The 21,494-nt window shown below is 46.0% G+C and carries 15 protein-coding genes and 1 riboswitch; of the genes, 1 reads left to right on the forward strand and 14 read right to left on the reverse strand.

Annotated features, from left to right (window positions below; translation table 11 throughout):
• Nucleotides 1-67: 67 nt before the first annotated feature.
• The 6 genes from FGQ85_RS06525 to FGQ85_RS06550 form a co-directional block, all read right to left on the reverse strand.
• On the reverse strand, nucleotides 68-451 hold the full coding sequence (locus FGQ85_RS06525) for a GrdX family protein (RefSeq protein WP_087167796.1): 384 nt from the start codon (nucleotides 449-451) through the stop codon (nucleotides 68-70).
• Between the two features lie 112 nt (nucleotides 452-563).
• A riboswitch (glycine riboswitch) is annotated at nucleotides 564-663 on the reverse strand.
• A 153-nt stretch (nucleotides 664-816) separates the two neighbouring features.
• The gene (locus tag FGQ85_RS06530) at nucleotides 817-2,229 is read right to left on the reverse strand and encodes a sodium:alanine symporter family protein (RefSeq protein WP_087252312.1); all 1,413 of its coding nucleotides are present in this window, start codon (nucleotides 2,227-2,229) and stop codon (nucleotides 817-819) included.
• Nucleotides 2,230-2,497: 268 nt separating this feature from the next.
• Complete coding sequence (gene purB, locus FGQ85_RS06535) at nucleotides 2,498-3,928, reverse strand: adenylosuccinate lyase (RefSeq protein WP_087252311.1); 1,431 nt, start codon at nucleotides 3,926-3,928, stop codon at nucleotides 2,498-2,500.
• 92 nt (nucleotides 3,929-4,020) lie between these two features.
• The gene (locus tag FGQ85_RS06540; protein ID WP_087252310.1) at nucleotides 4,021-4,785 is read right to left on the reverse strand and encodes a hypothetical protein; all 765 of its coding nucleotides are present in this window, start codon (nucleotides 4,783-4,785) and stop codon (nucleotides 4,021-4,023) included.
• A complete protein-coding gene (locus FGQ85_RS06545) occupies nucleotides 4,760-6,055 on the reverse strand; it encodes a DUF5716 family protein (protein WP_087252309.1) in 1,296 nt (431 codons plus the stop codon). Before FGQ85_RS06545 ends, FGQ85_RS06540 begins: the two co-directional genes overlap by 26 nt.
• A gap of 15 nt (nucleotides 6,056-6,070) precedes the next feature.
• The gene (locus FGQ85_RS06550; RefSeq protein ID WP_171027904.1) at nucleotides 6,071-9,370 is read right to left on the reverse strand and encodes a DUF5717 family protein; all 3,300 of its coding nucleotides are present in this window, start codon (nucleotides 9,368-9,370) and stop codon (nucleotides 6,071-6,073) included.
• 144 nt (nucleotides 9,371-9,514) lie between these two features.
• Between FGQ85_RS06550 and FGQ85_RS06555 the strand changes: the two genes are divergently transcribed.
• A complete protein-coding gene (locus FGQ85_RS06555) occupies nucleotides 9,515-10,618 on the forward strand; it encodes a threonine-phosphate decarboxylase (protein WP_138372985.1) in 1,104 nt (367 codons plus the stop codon).
• A gap of 108 nt (nucleotides 10,619-10,726) precedes the next feature.
• On the opposite strand, the gene FGQ85_RS06560 is transcribed toward FGQ85_RS06555, so the two are convergent.
• The 8 genes from FGQ85_RS06560 to FGQ85_RS06595 all read right to left on the reverse strand — a co-directional run bounded on the left by FGQ85_RS06560 (nucleotide 10,727) and on the right by FGQ85_RS06595 (nucleotide 21,458).
• Nucleotides 10,727-11,080 carry a cupin domain-containing protein gene (locus tag FGQ85_RS06560; protein WP_243272985.1) on the reverse strand — a complete coding sequence of 118 codons (354 nt, stop codon included), beginning with the start codon at nucleotides 11,078-11,080 and terminating at the stop codon, nucleotides 10,727-10,729.
• A gap of 84 nt (nucleotides 11,081-11,164) precedes the next feature.
• Nucleotides 11,165-13,144 carry an FtsX-like permease family protein gene (locus FGQ85_RS06565; protein WP_138372986.1) on the reverse strand — a complete coding sequence of 660 codons (1,980 nt, stop codon included), beginning with the start codon at nucleotides 13,142-13,144 and terminating at the stop codon, nucleotides 11,165-11,167.
• Complete coding sequence (locus tag FGQ85_RS06570; RefSeq protein WP_087167789.1) at nucleotides 13,137-13,904, reverse strand: ABC transporter ATP-binding protein; 768 nt, start codon at nucleotides 13,902-13,904, stop codon at nucleotides 13,137-13,139. The genes FGQ85_RS06565 and FGQ85_RS06570 overlap by 8 nt, the downstream gene beginning before the upstream one ends.
• A gap of 133 nt (nucleotides 13,905-14,037) precedes the next feature.
• Nucleotides 14,038-15,045, reverse strand: coding sequence for a sensor histidine kinase (locus tag FGQ85_RS06575; protein WP_138372987.1), 1,008 nt, complete (start codon nucleotides 15,043-15,045; stop codon nucleotides 14,038-14,040).
• Nucleotides 15,046-15,052: 7 nt separating this feature from the next.
• Entirely contained in the window at nucleotides 15,053-15,727 is a 675-nt protein-coding gene (locus tag FGQ85_RS06580) for a response regulator transcription factor (RefSeq protein WP_087167787.1), read from the reverse strand.
• Nucleotides 15,728-15,814: 87 nt separating this feature from the next.
• The gene (carB, locus tag FGQ85_RS06585) at nucleotides 15,815-19,015 is read right to left on the reverse strand and encodes a carbamoyl-phosphate synthase large subunit (protein ID WP_118636322.1); all 3,201 of its coding nucleotides are present in this window, start codon (nucleotides 19,013-19,015) and stop codon (nucleotides 15,815-15,817) included.
• A complete protein-coding gene (locus FGQ85_RS06590) occupies nucleotides 19,015-20,085 on the reverse strand; it encodes a carbamoyl phosphate synthase small subunit (RefSeq protein WP_118636323.1) in 1,071 nt (356 codons plus the stop codon). The genes carB and FGQ85_RS06590 overlap by 1 nt, the downstream gene beginning before the upstream one ends.
• Before the next feature lie 161 nt (nucleotides 20,086-20,246).
• Entirely contained in the window at nucleotides 20,247-21,458 is a 1,212-nt protein-coding gene (locus FGQ85_RS06595; RefSeq protein ID WP_158099209.1) for a transglutaminase domain-containing protein, read from the reverse strand.
• Nucleotides 21,459-21,494: the final 36 nt, after the last annotated feature.

Here is a 21,494-nt window from a genome sequence, read left to right on the forward strand (position 1 = left end):
AATTCCCTCCTTCTAAATAATGAAATCTATGCCCCAAAGTACCCCAGTACTTTATAGCCTTTTTCTTTTACCAGGCATCTGCCGACGGAAGTGCACTGGATATTAATGTGTAATCAATCAGCCTGAAATCTTCATAAACCTGCGGTGCATATTTATCCGATTTGAACTGAAACTTGCTGACGGAGGCAATGGCCCGTTCGATAATTTCAATTCCCATCAGGTCTGTCTCGCCGCTCTTTCGGGAAACCATTACTGATTTGTAAGGTGTTTCATTCGGCTTAACACTTCCGGAAAGCGGATGCGTTAAGAGCTTGTACCCTTTACATACTTCTTCTTTTACTTTTTTCAAAACATCTTCATATGAGCAGTCATAAAACTCCACATCATGATCCTGCCCGAGCTTTTCACGAACGAGCGGGTTGTTTGTTATAATTCTATAATCCTTCTTCATGGCTCCACCTATTAAAAAAGGACGGCTGACTTCCGCCGAAGCAGAATACAAGGCCGCCCTTCTGTCTTATGTATGTCATCCTGATATATTTGTCATACACGATTCAGAATGTGGTCCTTTCCCTGATCCTTTTGCCTGAAAGTTTCACCTTTGGTCTGTAAGGTTTGCATCTTCGGCGGTTCATTTGCGAACTCTCTCGCAGGAAAAATCATCCCACTATTCAATTGTCATATGCGCAGAATATGTCTTTCACAATTCTGTTTAGAGTATACCACATCGATTTATAGATTTCCAGCTTTTTATTCGATTTGCACATAGTTTTTTTCTATAAACCATTTCTCTTGTTCATGTTGATACGCTCTTTGTTATTTTTTCTTCTTTCTCTGAAGCTCAGGATGCTTCGGCAGGAAGTTTTTAAAGTAATCGTCGTGGGTCTTCTTGATCATACCGCTCAATGCAAAGAGGGCGATAATGTTAGGAACAACCATCATACTGTTGAAGCAGTCTGCCATATTCCATACAAGGTCAACCTGTGCAAGAGAACCAAGTACTACGCATACACAAACGAGAACCGAATAAACCGGAACTGCTTTTGGTCCGAAGAGATACTTGATATTCGCTTCTCCGAAGAAGTACCATCCGATAATGGTAGAGGAAGCGAAGAAGAACATACAGATCGCAATAAAGATCTCTCCGCCTTTTCCATAAAGAGTCGAATACGCAAACTGGCTGAGTGCTGCTGCGGAATATCCGCCTTCAACCACTTCATAGGACTTCGGAAGCGCCTGAGTTGTTACAATAACGAGAGCTGTCATTGTAAGAACGATAAACGTATCAATGAATACACCTGTCATTGCCACAAATCCCTGCTCTACCGGATGATCTACCTTTGCAACCGCATGTGCATGAGGTGTGGAACCCATACCGGCTTCGTTGGAGAACAGTCCTCGTGCAACACCTTTTGTAATCGCCTTGGAAACTGTAGCACCGATCGCACCGCCTGTGATAGCATCAGGTGCAAATGCGCCTACAATAATCTGCTCAAATGCCAGAGGAATATTTCTCCAGTTATAGATAATAATAATCAGAGAACCGACAATGTAAAGTGCCGCCATAAGCGGAACCATAAGCTCGGTAACTTTTGCAATACGTTTCATTCCGCCTGTGAAAATGAACAATGCAATAACTGCTACAACTACACCTGTGATCCACTGCGGAATACCAAATGCCGTGTGGAAAGAAGATGCGATAGAGTTAGACTGAACTGCATTACCCATGAAACCAAGTGCGAAAATCAGAAGTACCGCAAAAATCGCTGCAAGTACTCTGCCGAATGTACCTTTGAATGCTGCGCGAATGTAGTAAACAGGTCCTCCTGTTATAATTCCGTCGCTGCCGACTTTCTTGTACTTCTGTGCCATAATTGCCTCGCAGTAGATCGTCGCCATGCCAAGGAATGCTGCCACCCACATCCAGAATACAGCACCTGGACCGCCGATCGCAATCGCTGTCGCAGCTCCTGCAATATTACCAGTTCCTACCTGAGCAGCAATCGCTGTCGCCAGCGCCTGGAAAGAACTCATTCCGTCTTTTCCCGCTTCTCCTTTTTTGGAAAACAATCCGCCGAATGTACGTCTCAGGCCTTCCGTGAAGCCACGGACCTGAATGAAACCGGTACGGATGGAAAACCAGATACCTCCTCCTACAAGTGCTACGATCAGGATATAGTTCGACAGATAGTCTTGAATAGTTAGTACGATGTTGTTCAATGTTTCCATAACAACCCCTCCTTTGCCCTATAGATGTTTTGAATATTTTTTCCTGATGTATCTATCATACCATTTTTAAGCTTAGTTTACAATAATTTAATGAATTTTATATATTTTTTGTTTATTTTATCCAGTTTTTATTTTATCTTTCTGCTTCAACGCAAAAAAAGAAGGCGGAATCCCACTGTTTCAGGGGGTTCCAGCCTCCTTAAAATATGCATCTTAATTATAGTTTCTTTACTTTTTATGCACATTGCCAAATTTTTGTCATTTTGTTCTATACATTTATTTCCGCTTTTATTCCAAGCTCATCTTTATGCTGATCCAGTACCGGACGTACCACATTCGCAAGGAACGCCTCCACCTGCTCTTTCGCGCGTCCTGTATAGCGGACCGGATCCATTGTCTTTTGAAGCTCTTCCAGCGTCAGGTTGAATGCAGGATCTGCCGCAATCAGTTCCAGAAGGTTATTGTCAAGACCTTTCTCTTTCACATTCTTTCCTGCTTCCATGGAAAGTTCGCGGATTCTCTCGTGCAGTTCCTGACGGTCCCCGCCTGCCTTTACCGCATCCATCATGATGTTTTCTGTTGCCATGAACGGAAGTTCTGACATCAGACGCTTCTCGATGACTTTCGGATAAACGACCAGTCCGTCTACCACATTCAGGCAGAGATCCAGAATACCGTCAATGGCAAGGAATCCTTCCGGAATGGAAAGACGCTTATTTGCCGAATCATCCAGTGTTCTCTCAAACCACTGGGTAGCCGAAGTAATGGCCGGGTTCAGCGCGTCGATCATCACGTATCTGGAAAGTGATGCGATTCTTTCACTTCTCATCGGGTTTCTCTTATATGCCATAGCCGAGGAGCCGATCTGATTTTTCTCAAACGGCTCTTCCACTTCCTTCAGATGCTGAAGAAGCCGGATATCGTTTGACATTTTATGTGCACTGGCAGCAATACCTGCAAGAATGTTCAGCACTCTTGTATCCACTTTTCTGGAATAAGTCTGTCCGGAAACCGGATAGCAGGCCGAGAAGCCCATTTTCTTCGCGATCATCGGATCAATTTTGTCGATCGTCTCCTGGTCTCCGTCAAAAAGTTCCAGAAAGCTTGCCTGTGTTCCGGTCGTTCCCTTGGAACCTAAAAGCTTTAATGTTCCGCTTACATACTCCAGATCTTCCAGATCCATCAAAAATTCCTGGAGCCAGAGCGTTGCCCTCTTGCCTACCGTCGTCGGCTGCGCCGGCTGAAAATGAGTAAACGCAAGGGTCGGCTGCGCTTTATACTGATCCGCGAAGCCGGCAAGCTCATTGATTACATTGACCAGTTTCTTTCTGACCAGTTTCAATGCCTCTGCCATCACGATAATATCTGTATTATCTCCAACATAACAGGAAGTCGCTCCGAGATGGATGATTCCCTTCGCCTTCGGACACTGCTGACCATAAGCGTAGACATGGGACATAACGTCATGACGCACAAGCTTTTCCCTTTCTCTTGCAACATCGTAATTGATGTCATCCGCATGTGCCTTAAGCTCTTCGATCTGCTCGTCCGTAATAGGAAGTCCCAGTTCCTTTTCCGTTTCCGCCAAAGCGATCCAAAGTTTTCTCCACGTTCTGAATTTCATATCCGGAGAAAAAATATACTGCATTTCTTTACTTGCATACCGTTCTGATAATGGACTCTGATATCTGTCGTTCACTTTTCCATGCTCCTTTTCTTAGTTTCGGCCTGTCGGCCTTTTTGCATTCCTACTATACTACAGAACAAAGAGAAACGCAATATAATACGTTTCTATAGATAGCGGCGGTACTGATGCTTCCATTTCTCCAGGATCTCCGGCGCCGCTTCTTCTTTCATCCCGCTCTCCTTTTCTTCAATCATCTGCTCTACCCGGTCCGCCGTCCGGGAATAAGACGGATTTTCCTCGAGAAGTTTCCGGTATTCATCCTCCTGCATATATCTGGAGCAGGCATAGATATAGGCCGTCAGCATTGTCTCATCCTGACAGATCTCATATGCCTGTCTGTACATGGACGCTGCCTGCTCATAGAGAAGTTCCCTTCCGTAAGCTGCTCCAAGACATCCGTACACCTTGCCGTAAAACCGTTCTCCCGCGGATTCATCTCTCTCATCCTGCAGAATGGACAGATAGACAAGAATCGCAGATTCATATTCACCGCTTTCCAGCAGATTGTCCGCCTTATATTTTCTGCGTTCAATCTCTTTCTGATCCTTCAGTCTGTCCAGTACATTCCGGATATGTTCCATCTCCGGTTCCGAGTAAATTCTGGCATGCTCCAGAATGCGGAGCACGAACTGTTCAATGGTCCCCTTTTTCTGGATCAGATCTAGAAGTTCTCCTGCCAGTTCCCGCATATCCAGTTCCGAATACAGCCACTCGCAGATTTTTTCATTCATGATCGTATAATCAATCAGATAGAGATTATTGCAGAGATAGTAGCACAGTTCTTCTATTGTATAGATCTTTCTGTGAATGCGTGTAATCTTGTACGGTTGTGATGCTTTTTTGTTATGACAAAGAATTAAACTGCCCATTGGTACCTCCCAGATGAATTATTTTTTCTACCTTGAAGTCCGTAGCCGGGAAAAAGTCTCCAAATCCTGCATCTCTGAAGCTCAGCCGGCAGGTACGCTCGTCATCAAATTCCGTGCGGACAATCAGCTTCATGGAATATTCCTTCCGTTTCGGCATTCCCGCAAAGGAAACAGTCTCTACGTTCCACTGGCCTGTTGCAAGGGATTCGATATGAATTTCAATATCCTCAGTGTTTTCAAGGAGCACCTCCCATTCACGGGTATCTTCATACCAGTGTGTTCCGAACTCGACAATCGGATACCAGATATCCACCCCATCGATCCTCATCTTCAGGCAAATCTGCTCCATCAGCTTTGTTTCATCCAGATACGTCGGTACATCAAGAGAATTGGACCGTTTTTTCAGTCCGCAGTAGCAGGCTCCTTTGCTGTAGAGATTATTGCCGATAAAAGCCCTGCGTCCATTGCAAAGCACTTTCTGCGAATTCGGATACCAGTTGTTTTCAAATCCTTCTCCCGTCAGGTAAACAGAAGAAACATGCTTTTTATCAAACACTCCCTGAATAAAGTGCCGGAACCGTTCGTCCGCATTTCTGGCCTTGTCGACATTGAGCACAGGATAAACCGCTTTCAGCTCTTCCATCTGGGCTTCTGCAACCTTTTCCACGCTGACGAAATTCTCTTTTTCTCTCCGGTAGTCCGTATTCAGCTGCTTCAACATATACGCCTCAATCTTTTCCCGGTCACAGTAAAAGAGAGCAGACTCATACTGCCAAAGCTCTTTCGGCTGATAAAGCATATAATAACAGAAGCTTTCACGATAATCCATTGCATAGACCCGCGCTTTATCTACTCCCGCCTGCGCCCCTGCTTCTCTCAAAAATGTACGGATCTCCTGATCAATCCAGGGTACTGTAAACGAAACAAAGGTCACTTCTTTCTTGCGGAATGTCTGCAGTGTCAATTCAATAAATTTTCCAAGGAGCCATCTTGCCTCATAGACAGTCCCCTCTTTTTCAATCTGCTCATTTCTCTGCGCTTTCCGATAAAGATCGGAAACCACCCACCCCTTGTCCATCATCGCTGCTCTCTGCGCTTCGCGCCCGAACATCCATGCTTCTTTATAATGTCCTACCATCAGCGGAATCTGGTAATTGTCAGCTGCCACTTCCAGTGTCTTGAGCTCATGCTTTTCTTCATCAAAGTAACTGATCTGACATCCGTTTTCATTCAGATCATATCCGATGATATATCCACCATTTTCCATCATGATCCCTCTCCTATTCTAGTATAACATAAATAATTCCTGTGACAGTTCCTTCTCACGGCTGTACTCATTCATGGCCTGTTTCAGGGCTTCTTTTGTAAGCTCCGACATATCATCAAGCCGTCCGTAAGTTCCGACAGCCGGTATTTCACCGTCAAGGCGGAGTACATGTTTTTCGGACACTGCCGTACTTCCATCCATCTTCAATTCCTTAAAGTAGTATTCGAGAATCTCATCGCTGTAAAGAATAAATGTCCTTACATGAATATCCTCATAAACAGCCGGCATAATTTCTTTCTGATACGGCTGTTCATCTTCCTGGTCTTTCGCTTTTCTGATCTTGTATTCAATTACAACCTGGCTTCCTTTTTTGGCCCGGTATTCAATAATGCTCTTATCATACAGCATCACCTCCTGCAGCCATGGCCTTGGATATTTCAGATAGAACTGAAAGACAGCCTGTTTTTCACAAAGTTCTCTTAAGAAACGTTTAAGCAGTTCCTCCGACGCGCTTTCCAGATCATGCTCTGAATAGTATTTTAAATATGCAATCCGGCAAATATCCGGAAGCTGCTCTCCAACAGACGCTTCCTTCTCCACAACTTTCCATACCGACTCTCCTGTCTGACGTTCCCGCATCAGATACTCCCGGGAGATATACGCAAGATACGCTCTGATCAGGCGGAAATACCCGTTTCCACTGTCATAGTAATCGCAGAAAATTTCCTCTTCTCCGAAAATATTTTCGGAAAAGACCATCTGTGTGATGATACGCTCTGCAATCTTGCCGGAAGGTACCCCCTCCTTTTTCGCCGCGCGCCACACCTGTTTCATATTCCTGGTAGCCCCACAGTAATACATGGAAAGATACGTCAGTGTCGTCCTGTCGAAATGGCCTCTCTGGAAGAGGACAAAGCATACTTCCAGAAGAGTCTCCTCCTCTTCATATCCGTCTTCCTGAATTTTCTTCGTACAAAGATCAAAAATCTCCTCGTCCGCAAACAGCTCCATTCCATGTTTCTCGATATTCTCAAAGGAAAGCTCCGGAACCGGCACGGATTCTTCTTCCTGATCCGGTTTCTTTTCAAATTTTCTGCACAGTTCGACAAAACGCATCTCATAAAAAAGTCTGGTCGTTTCATATGGAATCGAATCGGTATAATGCCGTCCGTCCATGGATTCCCAGATAATTCTGGAATCTTTATCGTAGAGGAAAATCATCGCGCTGCCATCAACAACGCCGACTCTCTGGTGGATTTCCCCGTCTTCCTCAATCACCATGACAGACTTCATAAACGGGAGCTTTGTCCTGACTTCGTAAGCATGACAGATATCGTTAAGCGCTTCCAGCCTGTCTTCCGTCATATTTTCTTCCGTGCAGAATTTCTTATAGATAATCCGAAGCGGCTCATTGATATGGCGCTTCAGAAGCTGTTCCCACGCAAACGCCTCCATCTTGTCACGGTAGTAGGCGTAAATCTCTCCTGTCTCATCCTGAAACTGTATGATATTGGCATAAAGAAACGCTGTCTTTTCATAAGTAAGCGTATTCCCGTGCATAAAGTAAAGGCATACCGCTTTTGGAAGTGGATCTTTGACTCGCTCCTCCTCGATGGTCATCATATAATATTCATAGAGCTGTACGATTTTCATCTCCTGTTCTACCGCAAGCTCATACCATTTGAAATACTCGGACCGGATCTGATTTCCTTTAATCAGAAGCGTACAGATGGAAGTCAGCACCATCGGGTCCGGATAATCTGTATACAGACGTTCCAGAAGTCTGAAAAGCTGTCTGTCAAATTTCTTCTGCTGCCCTGCCAGATTCGCTGTATAGAGGGCAAGCTCCCGTGTAAACAGGCCGTATCTGGATCCAAAACTCAGAACCCGAATTTCAAAATTTCCAAGTTTCTTCAGACAGACCGGATCTTCCCGGTAACATTTAAACGCCTGCAGGTACAGAAGTGTATGACCTGCTTTTTCTGCATAGAAATGCTTCTCCAGCGCGGCAAGCCTTCTTGTAATATTTCTGTATTCCGGATCAATATCAACAAGCATGCAAAGAGCGCTCCACATTTTCGGGTGCTTATTATATGCCTTCTTTATCTCATCGGTCACATGTTCTGTATGGTTTGCATTCTTTTTCAGAAGCGCCGTCAGATACAGATAATATGTTGTATTTTCCGGACGCTTCATCATGTCGAACCGTCCGTAATTATACTCTTCGATAATCCTGGCGGCCTCCTCGGTCTGACCGCTTTCCAGGTATGCATGTGCTTTTACAAGAGAACAAAATGCCGCATCCCGTCCAAGATTTTCCATTTGCCCGGCCAGCTGCACCGTATCCTCTGCCCAGCTTAACAGATCGCTCGTTCCGGTAATACAGGAAAAATATCCTTTTATAATCTGTGTCATATAAAAGGTCTGCTCATGCTTCGGAGTATGCACTCCTTCCCGTGTCACCTCGATCTCGTACGCAATCTGTTCGTACGGAGTTGTAAAAATAATCCGGCCGAAATTTCTTCCGGCATGAAGAACCTGCGGAGTAATCACATAATGGAATCCCAGCGTATTTCCGACAAAATCATCGGTTGTAAACTCCTTCTGCGTGATCTGGATAAAATTACCCTCCACAGAGGCACGGATCGGCATATAACCCCATGTATTTTTGGTAATGATTATATTCTCCCGCACCGCCTCATTCGGGCTTTCAAACTTCTTTTCGTACTCGGACAGAGAAAGGAAGAGGCATTCCTTCTGCTTGATTCCCACAAGGAACTCCTCCACTGCCTGCTCTCCAAGAGACCATTTCCGCATATTATTATAGAGCGCCACCACCCTTGGATTTTCATACCGCAGGATCTCATAAAAACTCATGGAACGGAACAGCCTGCGCGCTTCCAGGAAATCCTTCATCGCCAGGAGTTTAAAATCCTTCATATTCTGCACCTTTCCATGGGATGTCATAAGATAAGGGCGCTCAATCACTGCTGTAAAGGAAAGCTCATATTCACCTCCGTTACAAACCACGGTAAATGTTCCGTTTTCCACGTATCCGGGCTCCAGCCCTTCTGCATCGTAGGTGAATGAAATCACAACCGGATTCCCCTCAAATCCACTCTCTTTCAGATGTATCCGGAAAGAGGAGGAATAGACAAGTCCTCTTACCGGTGCTTCTTTTCTGTTTTCAATCGTAAAACTCCCCTGAAATGTTTCCCCTTCTCCAATCAAAAGCACCAGGTTGGTCTCTGAAAACCTTACATCCGGCTGCTCCTTACTAAAATCTCCATTTGAAAAGCGTTTAATCTTATTTTTCAAGCCTTCCACCTCTTGCATTGCATTTTTTATCAGATATACTATAATTGAAATTATAACATTATTCCCTGTCATATGGCAATGCCTGTGCAAAATTTATCAAAACTTGTCAAACTTGTAACTATAAATATTTGGAGGACATACACTATGAGCCAGTCAACCGCTTTTCATGGAAGCGATCTCGAGCAGGTCGCGCAATATTACCATCTGCCGCAGGAGGAAATTATCTGTTTTTCCGCAAATGTTAATCCTCTCGGTTTTCCCGCGAAAACAGCCGGACTTGTCTGTCAGAATTTTTCCCGCCTGATGACTCATTATCCGGACCGGGAGTATACAGGTCTGAAACAGGCAATCGGTAACTACTGTCATATTTCCCCGGACCATGTTCTTGTCGGCAATGGTTCTACCGAGCTGATTTCTCTGCTGATTCAGTCCTCCGGGAGAAAACGTGCCGTTCAGGTCGGTCCTTCCTACTCGGAGTACGAAAGGGAACTGAATCTTGCCGGAATCTCTTTTACAACATGGTTTCCGAAAAAGGAACACCTCTTTCAGCCTGACACGGATGATCTGCTTGACTTTCTGACGGCTCACAATGCAGACTTTCTGATTCTCTGCAATCCAAATAATCCGACTGCCCGCGCGCTTTCAACCGATGAAATTGCGGATCTTCTGGAAGGCTGCCTGAAATCAGATATCTTCGTGATGATCGATGAGACCTATGCGGAATTTGCTGACAGAGAAGTCTCTGCAATGTCTCTTGTCTCCAGATTTCCGAATCTGATGGTAATCCGGGGAATTTCCAAATTTTTCGCTGCTCCCGGACTCCGTCTCGGGTACGGTGCATCCGGAAACCGTGTTTTTCTTGATCATGTAAAGACGCACCAGAATCCGTGGAGTGTCAACAGTGTTGCAGCCTTTGCCGGAGAGCATCTGTTCTGCGAGGAAGAGTTTATCGTTAAAACAAAAGCCCTCATATCAGGCGAGCGTACCCGCATGATACAAGGACTTTCTGAAATTCCTGCTCTTCGTGTCTATCCGAGCGACAGCAACTTCCTGCTTGTCGAGATTCTGGATCCTTCCCTCACGGCATCCGGTCTTTTTGACTGCCTGATCCGCCAGAAGCTGATGATCCGGGACTGTTCCTCTTTCGAGGGACTCGGAACTCAGTTTTTCCGGTTCTGCCTGATGCTTCCGGAACAGAATACCGCACTGCTCCAGGCAGTCCAGGAATTTTTCGCAAAATCGCGATAAGTCCGGGAATTCTTCTCCCGAAAGATGGTTCTACAGAAAAAAACGCACTGCAGCGGAAAACGCTGCTGCAAAAGCAGCCCGCCGCATGCGGAAATCCTGTAGATTTTTTTATTTCTTTTTCAGGATGAGAGCGATAAATATGATATCCTCGTCTCCGTCATTTACAAGTCCGTGGCCCTCTCCGTCCGGGCAGAACGTCACATCACCCGCACAGATTTCGCGTTTTGTGCCGTTTTCATTGTAGATTCCCTTTCCTTTTAAAAGGTAATACGTTTCTGTTTCGCCATGATGCTCATGGTATCCAAGCTCGCATCCGGGCTTGATTGTCACCTCGCTGAACATGCCGCAGCCATCTCCAAGCTGTTCTCCTTTGATCAGTGCTTCTTTGAGAATGTATCCCGCACCGCCGGAAGCGTGCTCTGCCTTTTGAATTTCCCGTTCTTCCTTATGTGTAATCATCATCTTGCCCTCCTTTTGCTTCTTTTCCAAACTGGTTTTATCATAACACAAAGGCACTGTATTTTCAAACACAGTGCCCTTTCCCGGTTATCTGGTAACAATTTTATAGTATTCTCTTGCCGTCAGTTTAAAGACAAACGCATAAATCAACGCAAAGATAAGAACCGTTCCAATTGTACATGCAACAATCAGGTTTGTGTTCGTCAGATTAAATGACGAAAGAAGTCTTCGAATCAGCTGGAATGCCGCTGCCAGATGGAGAACCGAAAGTCCAAGCGGCAGGAAAAATACCATCCTGATCTGACTGTTGACGGTTTTTTTAACCTCCCGCCGGCTCATGCCGACTTTCTGCATGATCTGATACCGGTTCCGGTCCTCAAATCCTTCGGAAATCTGCTTATAGTAGATAATCAGTACGGTTGCCATCAGGAACAGACCGCCGAGGAAAATTCCAAGGAAGAAGAAGCTTCCGTAAAACATATGGAAATCTTCTTCATAGACGCCCCGGAGTTCCAGGTATCCTCCGATTCCGTAATCATTCTGAATCCTGCTTGTGATGGCCTCTGCTGCTGCCTCTTTTTTCTCTTCGCTTCCGGTCAGATCAAACCCATAGGAATATTCCATCGATACTTCTCCGGATTCCGGCAGGGATGAGATCAGATTGTTAATGACCGTCTGATCTTTGACGAACAGGATATAAGACTCCATTACAGGGAAGTTCTGCTTCTTTTCCATCGGAATTGCATCCGGCTCTTCTACAATGGTAAAATCCGTGTCTTCAATCCGGAAATGATCCTTTCCATAAGGCGTTTTGGAAGAAGTGTATATGACTGCTTCCTGATCCGAAAGCTCCAGATTTTCTCCCATCATCTCATTATAGTATGATACCGGAGCAATCTGTACCAGCACCCGGTTAGGGTAAAAGAGACTGCCGAACGCATAGAAGGAAAATCCATCTTTTTCTTTATCCGTCACCATGGCGACGTACTGACACCGATATCCATTTTCCTGCCGGATTCCCTGCCGGTTCAGTTCTTCTGCCACTATGGTATCCACAGTCCGGATCGTTTCCTCATTGCTCTGATCAATGGTCAGAATCAGCTCCTTTGGGAACCGGTTTTCCATAATGTTTTCCATTCCCAGATTCAGGCTGACTGTCGTAGAAAGCGTGACCAGCACCATTGTACTTAGAATACAGATATTGGCAAGTCCTACTGCATTCTGCTTCATCCGGTAAATCATGCCGGAGACAGAATGAAAATGTTTCGCCTTATAATAAAAAGATTTATTTTTTCTCAGAAGTTTTAAAAATGCGATACTTCCTGCAACAAACAGCGCGTATGTTCCGATAACGACAAGGAGCACCGCTACAAAGAAGACACTGATCGCTTCAATCGGATTTTCTACGATATTGGCCAGTATATAACCTGCCGCGATTGTCACGACTCCGAAAACGGTAAGCAAAATCTTGGTTTTTGGCTCTTTTTCACCTACATTTCCGCCTCTGAGAAGTTCAATCGGATTTGCTTTACGCACCTGAATCAGATTGGATACAAATGCTACAAAAAAAATTACCGCAAAAAGAATCAGGGTCGTGCTGATACTGCTGCCCGTCACTTCATACTGAAGGGATGTTTGATATCCGATAATCTTATAGAGCAGAAGAAACATCAGTCTTCCAAGGATAATTCCGCCAAGAATTCCCGCCAGGATACTGGCGCCTCCGACCATCAAGGATTCCCAGAACATCATAATGGCAATCTCTTTCTTTCCCATTCCGAGAACATTATAAAGGCCGATCTCTTTTCTCCTCTGCTTGATCAGGAAGCTGTTTGTGTAGAAAAGAAATACACACGCGAAGATTGCAACAATGACTGTACCAAATCCGAGAATGCTTCTCATGCTGCCTGCCCCCGGCATTTCTTTAATTCCGGAATTGTCCATGATGATCGACATATCGAAAAACAGCATGATCGTGATGATGCTGGTTACCAGAAACGGAAGATACGACCGTTTGTTTTTCTTCAGGTTGGTGAATGCAAGCCGGATGTAAATCGATTTAAACATGCCGCTCACCTCCTGTGGTCAGTACCGTCAAGGTGTCTGAAATCTTCTGGTACAGCTCTTCATTTTTCATATTGCCCCGGTAAATCTGATGGAAGACTTCGCCATCTTTGATGAAAAGGACTCTGCCGGCATGGCTTGCCGCTTTCACAGAGTGGGTTACCATAAGAATGGTCTGTCCCGTTTGATTAATCCTTGAAAACTGGTTCAGCAGATCGTCCGCAGCCCTGGAATCCAGCGCACCGGTCGGCTCATCTGCAAGAATCAACTGTGGTTTGGTAATCAATGCTCTGGCCACCGCCGTCCGCTGCTTCTGTCCTCCGGATACTTCATAGGGAAACTTGGAAAGAAGCTCATAAATTCCAAGACTCTTTGCGATCGGCTCCAGCCGCTTTTCCATCTCCGGATACTTCCTTCCTGCAAGCACAAGCGGAAGGAAGATATTATCACGGATGGAAAGAGTATCCAGAAGATTAAAATCCTGGAATACAAATCCCAGATTCTGTCTCCGGAATGTTGCGATCTCCCTCTCCGGCACTGTAGAAAGATCTCTCCCTTTCAGCTTGATGCGCCCGCCTGTCGGCTTATCCAGCGCTGCAAGAATATTCAAAAGTGTCGTCTTTCCGGAACCGGACTCTCCCATAATTGCGACGTACTCTCCTTCTTCCACGGAAAAGGTCACATTTTTCAGGGCTTCTACCTGATTCCCTCCAAAACGTGTTGTATATGTTTTCTTTAGATTCTGCACTTCAAGAATCGTCATCTGCTTCTCCACCTTTCTGAAATTCTGTTCTTTTCTATGCCTTTATTATAGTCAACCCCCGATGGTCTTTTCCATCGATTCGGCTTACAATCCATCCGCAAACCTTACGATTTTGAAAGGTAGAGAATCCCGCTTATTCCACATCCAGTTCCCGGCGCCCCAGGTCCAGTGTTACTTTCGTTCCTTTATCCGGTTGGGAGGAAATCTGAATCCCGTGGTTTAATTTGTCCATCACTTTCTTGCAGAGATAAAGGCCGATTCCGGTGGACTTTTTGTCCTTTCTGCCGTTATATCCGGTATAGCCCTTCTCCATGTTTCTCGGAAGATCCTCGCTGGAAATCCCGATTCCGGTATCTTCAATCACCAGATGGTCACTGTCCTTCATATAGATGGCAATCTTTCCTTTTTTCGTATACTTCAGCGCATTGGAAAGGATCTGCTCTACCACAAAGGAGAGCCATTTTTCATCTGTCAGCACCGTCTCCTTGATTTCACCCAGTTCCAGCGAGAGCTTTTGCAGGATAAACAGTCTGGAGTACTTCTTGACGGCCTGGCGCACCACTTTCCCAAGATCGCAGTTTGTCAGTACCATATCTTTGGATATGTCACCGATTCTCAGGTAGGACAACACCATCTCCACATACTGTTCCGTCTTAAAAAGCTCCATCTGCAGAGAATCATAGAGTTTCCGGTCAATCTTTTCTTCTTCACTCTCCCGGCCGGACTGCAGAAGAATCCGCATGGCGGCGATCGGAGTCTTAATCTGATGCGCCCACATGCCGTAGTAATCCATCATATCATTATATTTGAGTCCATCCTCGTACAGAACCTCTTCCTTTTCATGCGCCATCTTCTCAATCAGCTGCCGGTAAAGAGCATCCATCGCTCCAGGTGATGTATAAAATGTTCCGGAACAGGTATCCATCGTCTCGATCCGGCGCTTCAGTTCTTTCCACCGGCCTGCATATTTCGTCACATCCACCAGAAAACAGAGAAACGCTCCGGCCAGAGTAAACTCTGCTATATAAAAGACCTTTTCCATCGGAATATCATATAAATATCCGATCAGAAACAATGCCGCGTAAAAAAACAGAAAAACCGCCCAGGCCAGCATCCTGTCTTTCAAATATCCTTTCACCATGGTTCTCTCACTCCTTTATCATGTAACCGATTCCTTTTTTGGTCAGAATGATATCCGGCAGGCCGGCCTTATCCAGCTTTTTCCTCAGCCTTGTCATATTGACTGTCAGCGTATTGTCATCGATAAAGCTGTCGTCCTCCCAGAGTTTCGTGATAATGTCCTCCCGGGAGACAATTTTCCCCGCACGTTCCATCAGGCACTGTAAAATTTTATATTCATTTTTCGTAAGATCAATCCGCGCACCTTCATACAGAACCGAAGCGTCACTCATGTTCAGAATCAGGCCTTTATGCTCAATCACATTGATATTTCCCTGAAAAGAATAACTCCTCCGCAGCAGTGCCTGAACCTTTGCCGTCAGAACATTCAGGTCGAACGGCTTTTCTACAAAATCATCTCCGCCCATATTCATGGCCATGACGATATTCATATTGTCAGACGCCGATGACAGGAAGATGATCGGCACTTTGGAAAATTCCCGGATTCTCTGGCACCAGTGGAACCCGTTGAAAAACGGCAGCATGATGTCCAGAAGAATAAGGTGCGGCGAACAGGCCGCCGTCTCTTCCAGAATATTCTTGAAATCCTCCACATATTTCACCTCATATCCCCACCGGGTCAGATGGGATGCCAGGGTTTCTGCAATGGTCATATCATCTTCGATAATCAGAATTTTGTACATAACGCTTCCCTCCTGCTGTCAAATTACCAAGCGCTATGATCCGGATGAACCATAGCGCTTCTCTTTTATGTTCTGTCTTCAATTATACTACTGAACTTTTGCGATATCAATCAAAGTCAGTTCTTTGATATTGGTATTTTCAAGGCTTGTCACCAGTGCTCCTGCCGTATCCATCGCAGTCAGTACAGTCACACCTGTTTCGATGGCATTTCTGCGGATCGTAAATCCATCTCTTGCATGATCTGCTCCCTGCGGAGGAGTATCGATGACAAGGTCAATCTCATGTCCAAGAATCAGGTCCAGAAGGTTCGGGGATGCCTGCTCAATCTTGTTGACAGAAATTGCTTTTACCCCTGCTTCTTTGAGGGCTTCCGCCGTTCCGGCTGTCGCAAAGATCCGGTATCCGAGAGCCTCGAATCTGCGTCCGATCTCTACCGCTTCCGGCTTGTCCTCATCCCGCACGGTCATAATCATATTCTTATATTTTGGAAGTTTGATGCCAGCTCCAAGGAAGGCTTTGTATAACGCCTCGTTAAAGGTCTTCGCAATTCCAAGACATTCTCCGGTGGACTTCATTTCCGGTCCAAGGCTGATGTCTGCCCCGCGGATTTTCTCAAAAGAGAATACCGGCATCTTGATTGCGATGTATTCCGCCTCTTTCTGCAGTCCCGGAGTATATCCCATCTCACGGATCTTATGTCCGATAATGACTTTTGTTGCAAGCGGAACGATCGGGATGCCTGTCACCTTGCTGATATACGGAACGGTACGGCTGGATCTTGGATTCACCTCGATGACGTACACTTCTTCCCCGCAAACAATGAACTGAATGTTAATCATACCGATGACATTCAAAGCTCTGGCAAGTCTTCTTGTGTACTCTTCGATCTTCCGCTTTGTTACTGCGGAAATGCTCTGGGCCGGGTAAACGGAGATACTGTCTCCGGAGTGAATACCGGCTCTTTCGATATGCTCCATAATACCCGGAATCAGGATATCTTCTCCATCGCACACCGCGTCAACCTCGATCTCTTTTCCCATCAGGTACTTGTCTACCAGAATCGGATGCTCCTGTGCGATCCGGTTGATGATTCCGATAAACTCGTCGATATCATGGTCGTTGATGGCAATCTGCATGCCCTGGCCGCCAAGAACGTAGGACGGTCTTACAAGAACCGGATAACCCAGTTCGTTTGCAACCTTTTTCGCTTCCTCTGCTGTAAAGACCGTTCCACCTGTCGGGCGCGGAATCTTACATTTTGCAAGGATTTCGTCAAAGAGTTCTCTGTCTTCCGCTGCATCTACATTTTCTGCCGAAGTACCGAAGATCGGAACTCCCATCTTCATCAGTGCCTCGGTCAGCTTGATGGCTGTCTGTCCGCCGAACTGCACAACAGCGCCGTCCGGTTTCTCAATATCTACGATGCTTTCCACATCTTCCGGTGTCAACGGCTCGAAATAAAGCTTGTCTGCGATGTCAAAGTCAGTGCTGACTGTCTCCGGGTTATTATTGACGATGATTGTCTCATAGCCTTCTTTTTTGAATGCCCAGGTACAATGTACGGAGCAGAAATCGAATTCGATTCCCTGACCGATGCGGATCGGGCCGGAGCCAAGGACAAGAACTTTCTTCTTTCCACTTGTTTTTTCTACTTCATTTTCACTGCCGAATACAGAATAATAGTACGGTGTGCTTGCAGCGAACTCTGCCGCACAGGTATCTACCATCTTGTATGCCGCACGGATTCCGTTGTCCATGCGCATCTGATGGATCTCTCCCTCGGTCTTACCGGTCAGAGATGCAATGACATGATCCGGAAATTCGATCCGTTTTGCTTCTTTTAAGAGTTCCGGTGTCAGCGGTCCGTCTTTCAGAGCTTTCTCCATCTCTACAATGATGGCGAATTTATCAATAAACCATTTGTCAATTTTTGTAATGCTGTAAAGGACATCGTAGGAAACGCCTCTTCTCAGGGCCTCTGCAATCATCCAGATCCGTCTGTCATCTACAATATGAAGCTTTTCCATCAGTTCCTCATCAGACAGATCCGAGAAATCATAGGACATCAGGCTGTCTACATGCTGTTCCAGAGAACGGATTGCTTTCATCAGCGCGCCTTCGAAATTGTCACAGATACTCATGACTTCCCCGGTCGCTTTCATCTGTGTGGTCAGTGTTCTCTGGGCACTGATAAATTTATCAAACGGCAGACGCGGGATCTTGACAACACAGTAATCCAGCATCGGCTCAAAACTTGCATAAGTCTTTCCGGTAATGGCATTTTTGATTTCGTCCAGAGTATAGCCAAGTGCGATCTTTGCCGCCACTTTTGCAATCGGGTATCCTGTCGCCTTGGATGCAAGTGCAGAAGAGCGGCTCACACGCGGATTGACCTCAATAACACAGTATTCAAACGTATCCGGGTGAAGAGCATACTGCACATTACACCCTCCGGTAATGTTCAGCTCGCTGATAATATTCAAAGCAGAAGTTCTCAGCATCTGATACTCTTTATCCCCCAGCGTCTGAGACGGTGCCACAACAATACTGTCTCCGGTATGAACACCGACCGGGTCGATGTTTTCCATATTACATACGGTAATGCAATTTCCATTTCCATCCCGCATCACTTCATATTCAATCTCTTTCCATCCTGCGATGCAGCGCTCTACAAGTACCTGACCCACACGGGAAAGACGAAGTCCGTTTTCCAGGATCTCCACCATTTCCTCCCGGTCATGGGCAATACCACCGCCGCTTCCGCCAAGGGTATAAGCCGGACGCAGAACGACCGGATAACCGATCTCCTCTGCAAATGCCACGCCGTCCGGTACGTTTTCCACGACAAGGGATGCCGCCACCGGCTCTCCGATCTTTTCCATTGTGGCCTTGAATTCCAGACGGTCCTCCGCCTTTTTGATTGTTTCGGATGTCGTTCCGATCAGACGCACATTGTTTTCTTTTAAAAATCCTGCCTCATCCAGCTCCATGGCAAGATTCAGTCCGGCCTGGCCTCCCAGTGTCGGAAGAATACTGTCCGGCTTTTCTTTGCGGATCAGTTCTTCTACTACTTCTACCGTCAGAGGCTCGATGTAAACCCTGTCTGCAATATCCTTATCTGTCATGATGGTGGCCGGGTTTGAGTTAAGAAGTACAACTTCGATTCCCTCCTCTTTCAGGGAACGGCAGGCCTGTGTTCCTGCATAGTCAAACTCAGCTGCCTGGCCGATGACAATCGGCCCGGATCCGATTACTAATACTTTTTTAATATCCTGATTTCTTGGCATTATCTGTCCCCTCCCATCATTTCCATAAACCGGTCAAAAAGATATCCGGAGTCCTGCGGTCCAGGACATGCTTCCGGATGGAACTGTACGGTAAAGATCTTCTTTCCGGTGTATTCCATTCCTTCATTGGTTCCGTCATTGACATTGACAAACGCCGGCTTTGCGATTTCCTGACTCAAGGTTGTGTCATCAACGACATAACCATGATTCTGTGAGGAAATGTAAACACGGTTTGTGCTCAGATCTTTCACCGGATGGTTTCCGCCGCGGTGTCCATATTTCAGCTTGTGGGTATCTCCCCCATTTGCAAGTGCCATCAACTGATGCCCAAGGCAGATCGCGAAAATCGGCACATCACTTTCATAAAACTTTCTGACTTCTTCGATAATACCGGTACATGTCTTCGGGTCTCCAGGACCGTTGGAAAGCATGATCCCGTCCGGGTTTGCCGCCAGTACTTCCTCCGCCTTTGTATGAGCCGGATACACGGTAACCTCACAGCCCCTCTGATTCAGGGACCTGGCAATGTTGTTCTTTGCGCCGTAGTCCATCAGCGCAACCTTGTAGCCATCTCCCGGAAGCACATAAGGCTCTTTACATGTTACTTTGGAAACAACATCTCCAACCTCATATGCCGCAATCTTCGGAAGTACCTCTTCCAGATTATAGGCAGCATTGGTTGTAATCATACCGTTCATGGTTCCCTTTTCTCTCAGGATCTTCGTAAGAGCACGGGTATCAATGCCTGCGATGCCCGGAATATCCTGCTTTTCCAGAAATTCCTGTATCGTTCCTTCGCACCGGAAATTGCTCGGCATTCTGGAGAGTTCTCTCACAATATAGCCGTCCGGCCACGCTTTTTTCGACTCCATGTCAGGAGTAATTCCATAATTTCCAATTAACGGGTAAGTCATGACAACTGCCTGTCCGGCATAAGAAGGATCCGTAAGGACCTCAAGATAACCTGTCATAGAGGTGTTAAAGACAATTTCACTGATCATCTCTCTCTTCGAGCCGATGCTTGTTCCTTCAAAGACGGTTCCGTCTTCCAAAATCAGAAATGCTTTCATAGCTTCACCTTATCCCTTCGTAGTTTCTATATGTTTGTTTGCGCAAAAAGAAAGGCGCATGAGTGTCTTTTTCGATACTCGAGCGCCCTCCTTCTCAAATTGTAAAGATTTTACCATATCTCTTTTTGTTTTTCAACGCTTTTCCGGAATTTTCTTCCTTTTTATTCATACTGCCAGTAAACGGTGATCTTACACAGAACCGGATCGTCCTGATAGGAATACCGGGCACTTGAAAGGCCGTTCTGCTGTGCCAGAATCGATGCCGCATCCCGTATCAGCCCGTTCATAAGCCTGTCTCTGGACTCTTCGTAAGCTGACTGCCCTGAAAACTTGAAGACAGAAACCGGCTCTTTGGAAGAAATCTCCTCATTCAGCTGTTTTTGCATCCGGTCCTGGTCAAAACGCTGGTAATAGCATCCCTCTCTTACATAGTAATTATCGTTCACAGCAGTACAGGACGGAAATGTAACATCTGCATCCAGTTCGTGCGTCCGGAATAGTTCCTGTTCACTGCAGCAAAGATAATCGTACTGAATCTGCTGTTCTTCCGGAATCGACCCGCCGTCGGTTTGAAGGAAGACCGGATCGCCCCAGGTGGTGTCCACGTAATAATAGTTCCCGTCACACCGGACCAGATTCCATGCATGCGGCTGTCCTCTGGTTGTCCCTGTGACATATGTGCAGAATACTCCAAGCCGTTCCAGAAGATACTGGGTCTCCCGCGCATAACCGGCGCAAACAGACTCCTTATTGACAAGCGCGCTGTAGAGATTCTGACTGTCACTTGCATTTTCCACATAGTCAACCGAACGGATAACATATTCATAGACATACCGGATTCTGTCGTATTCCGGATCGCTCTGTGATACATCCGCCGCACCAAGAATGGCCTCTGCCTCCGCTTCAATCTGCGCCTGCATCTGTTCCTTCTGTTCCCCCTCGTAGGTATACTCCGGGCAAAACTCAGAATATCCTCCTCCCGGAATCTGATAAGCTGTCGTCTCCGCCGCACCGCTGCACCAAAAAATATCCGGGAAATCATTCAGAACAAATTCATAAATCTGGTTGACCCGCTTTGCATCTGTCATCTCCACGTTAATCGTTTCCGAATTATTCCGGACACCCTGAAGAACAGCCTGATACACCTGCTGTTCTTCTTCACTTAACGTACTGTAATAAAATTTCTCCGCTACTTCTTCGGCCGGAATTTCGACTTCCTGAAATACCGGCTGTTCTGCTGAAGAAGCAGTCCTCTCTTTAACCGTTGACACAGACCCGCGGAACAAACCGGCAAGTCCTGCCGCAACTGCCAGAATCAATATGACGCACAGAACAACGCATCCTTTTAAGAATCTGTTTTCTCTTTTTCTCATGCTTTTCTCCGTAATCATCCTTTACTGTCTATTATA

Origin of the sequence: Pseudoflavonifractor sp. BSD2780061688st1 E11, assembly GCF_005844125.1 — a bacterium.
GTDB lineage: Bacteria > Bacillota > Clostridia > Lachnospirales > Lachnospiraceae > Sellimonas > Sellimonas catena.

Coding starts and splice junctions, on each gene's coding strand:
- FGQ85_RS06545 (WP_087252309.1), bottom strand. CDS start 6,055: ATGATGGAAAATGGTGGATATATCATCGGATATGATCTGAATGAAAAC.
- FGQ85_RS06590 (WP_118636323.1), bottom strand. CDS start 20,085: ATGAAAGCATTTCTGATTTTGGAAGACGGAACCGTCTTTGAAGGAACA.
- FGQ85_RS06525 (WP_087167796.1), bottom strand. CDS start 451: ATGAAGAAGGATTATAGAATTATAACAAACAACCCGCTCGTTCGTGAA.
- FGQ85_RS06570 (WP_087167789.1), bottom strand. CDS start 13,904: ATGACGATTCTTGAAGTGCAGAATCTAAAGAAAACATATACAACACGT.
- FGQ85_RS06560 (WP_243272985.1), bottom strand. CDS start 11,080: ATGATGATTACACATAAGGAAGAACGGGAAATTCAAAAGGCAGAGCAC.
- FGQ85_RS06595 (WP_158099209.1), bottom strand. CDS start 21,458: ATGAGAAAAAGAGAAAACAGATTCTTAAAAGGATGCGTTGTTCTGTGC.
- FGQ85_RS06580 (WP_087167787.1), bottom strand. CDS start 15,727: ATGTACAAAATTCTGATTATCGAAGATGATATGACCATTGCAGAAACC.
- FGQ85_RS06565 (WP_138372986.1), bottom strand. CDS start 13,144: ATGTTTAAATCGATTTACATCCGGCTTGCATTCACCAACCTGAAGAAA.
- carB (WP_118636322.1), bottom strand. CDS start 19,015: ATGCCAAGAAATCAGGATATTAAAAAAGTATTAGTAATCGGATCCGGG.
- FGQ85_RS06530 (WP_087252312.1), bottom strand. CDS start 2,229: ATGGAAACATTGAACAACATCGTACTAACTATTCAAGACTATCTGTCG.
- FGQ85_RS06575 (WP_138372987.1), bottom strand. CDS start 15,045: ATGGTGAAAGGATATTTGAAAGACAGGATGCTGGCCTGGGCGGTTTTT.
- FGQ85_RS06555 (WP_138372985.1), top strand. CDS start 9,515: ATGAGCCAGTCAACCGCTTTTCATGGAAGCGATCTCGAGCAGGTCGCG.
- FGQ85_RS06540 (WP_087252310.1), bottom strand. CDS start 4,785: ATGGGCAGTTTAATTCTTTGTCATAACAAAAAAGCATCACAACCGTAC.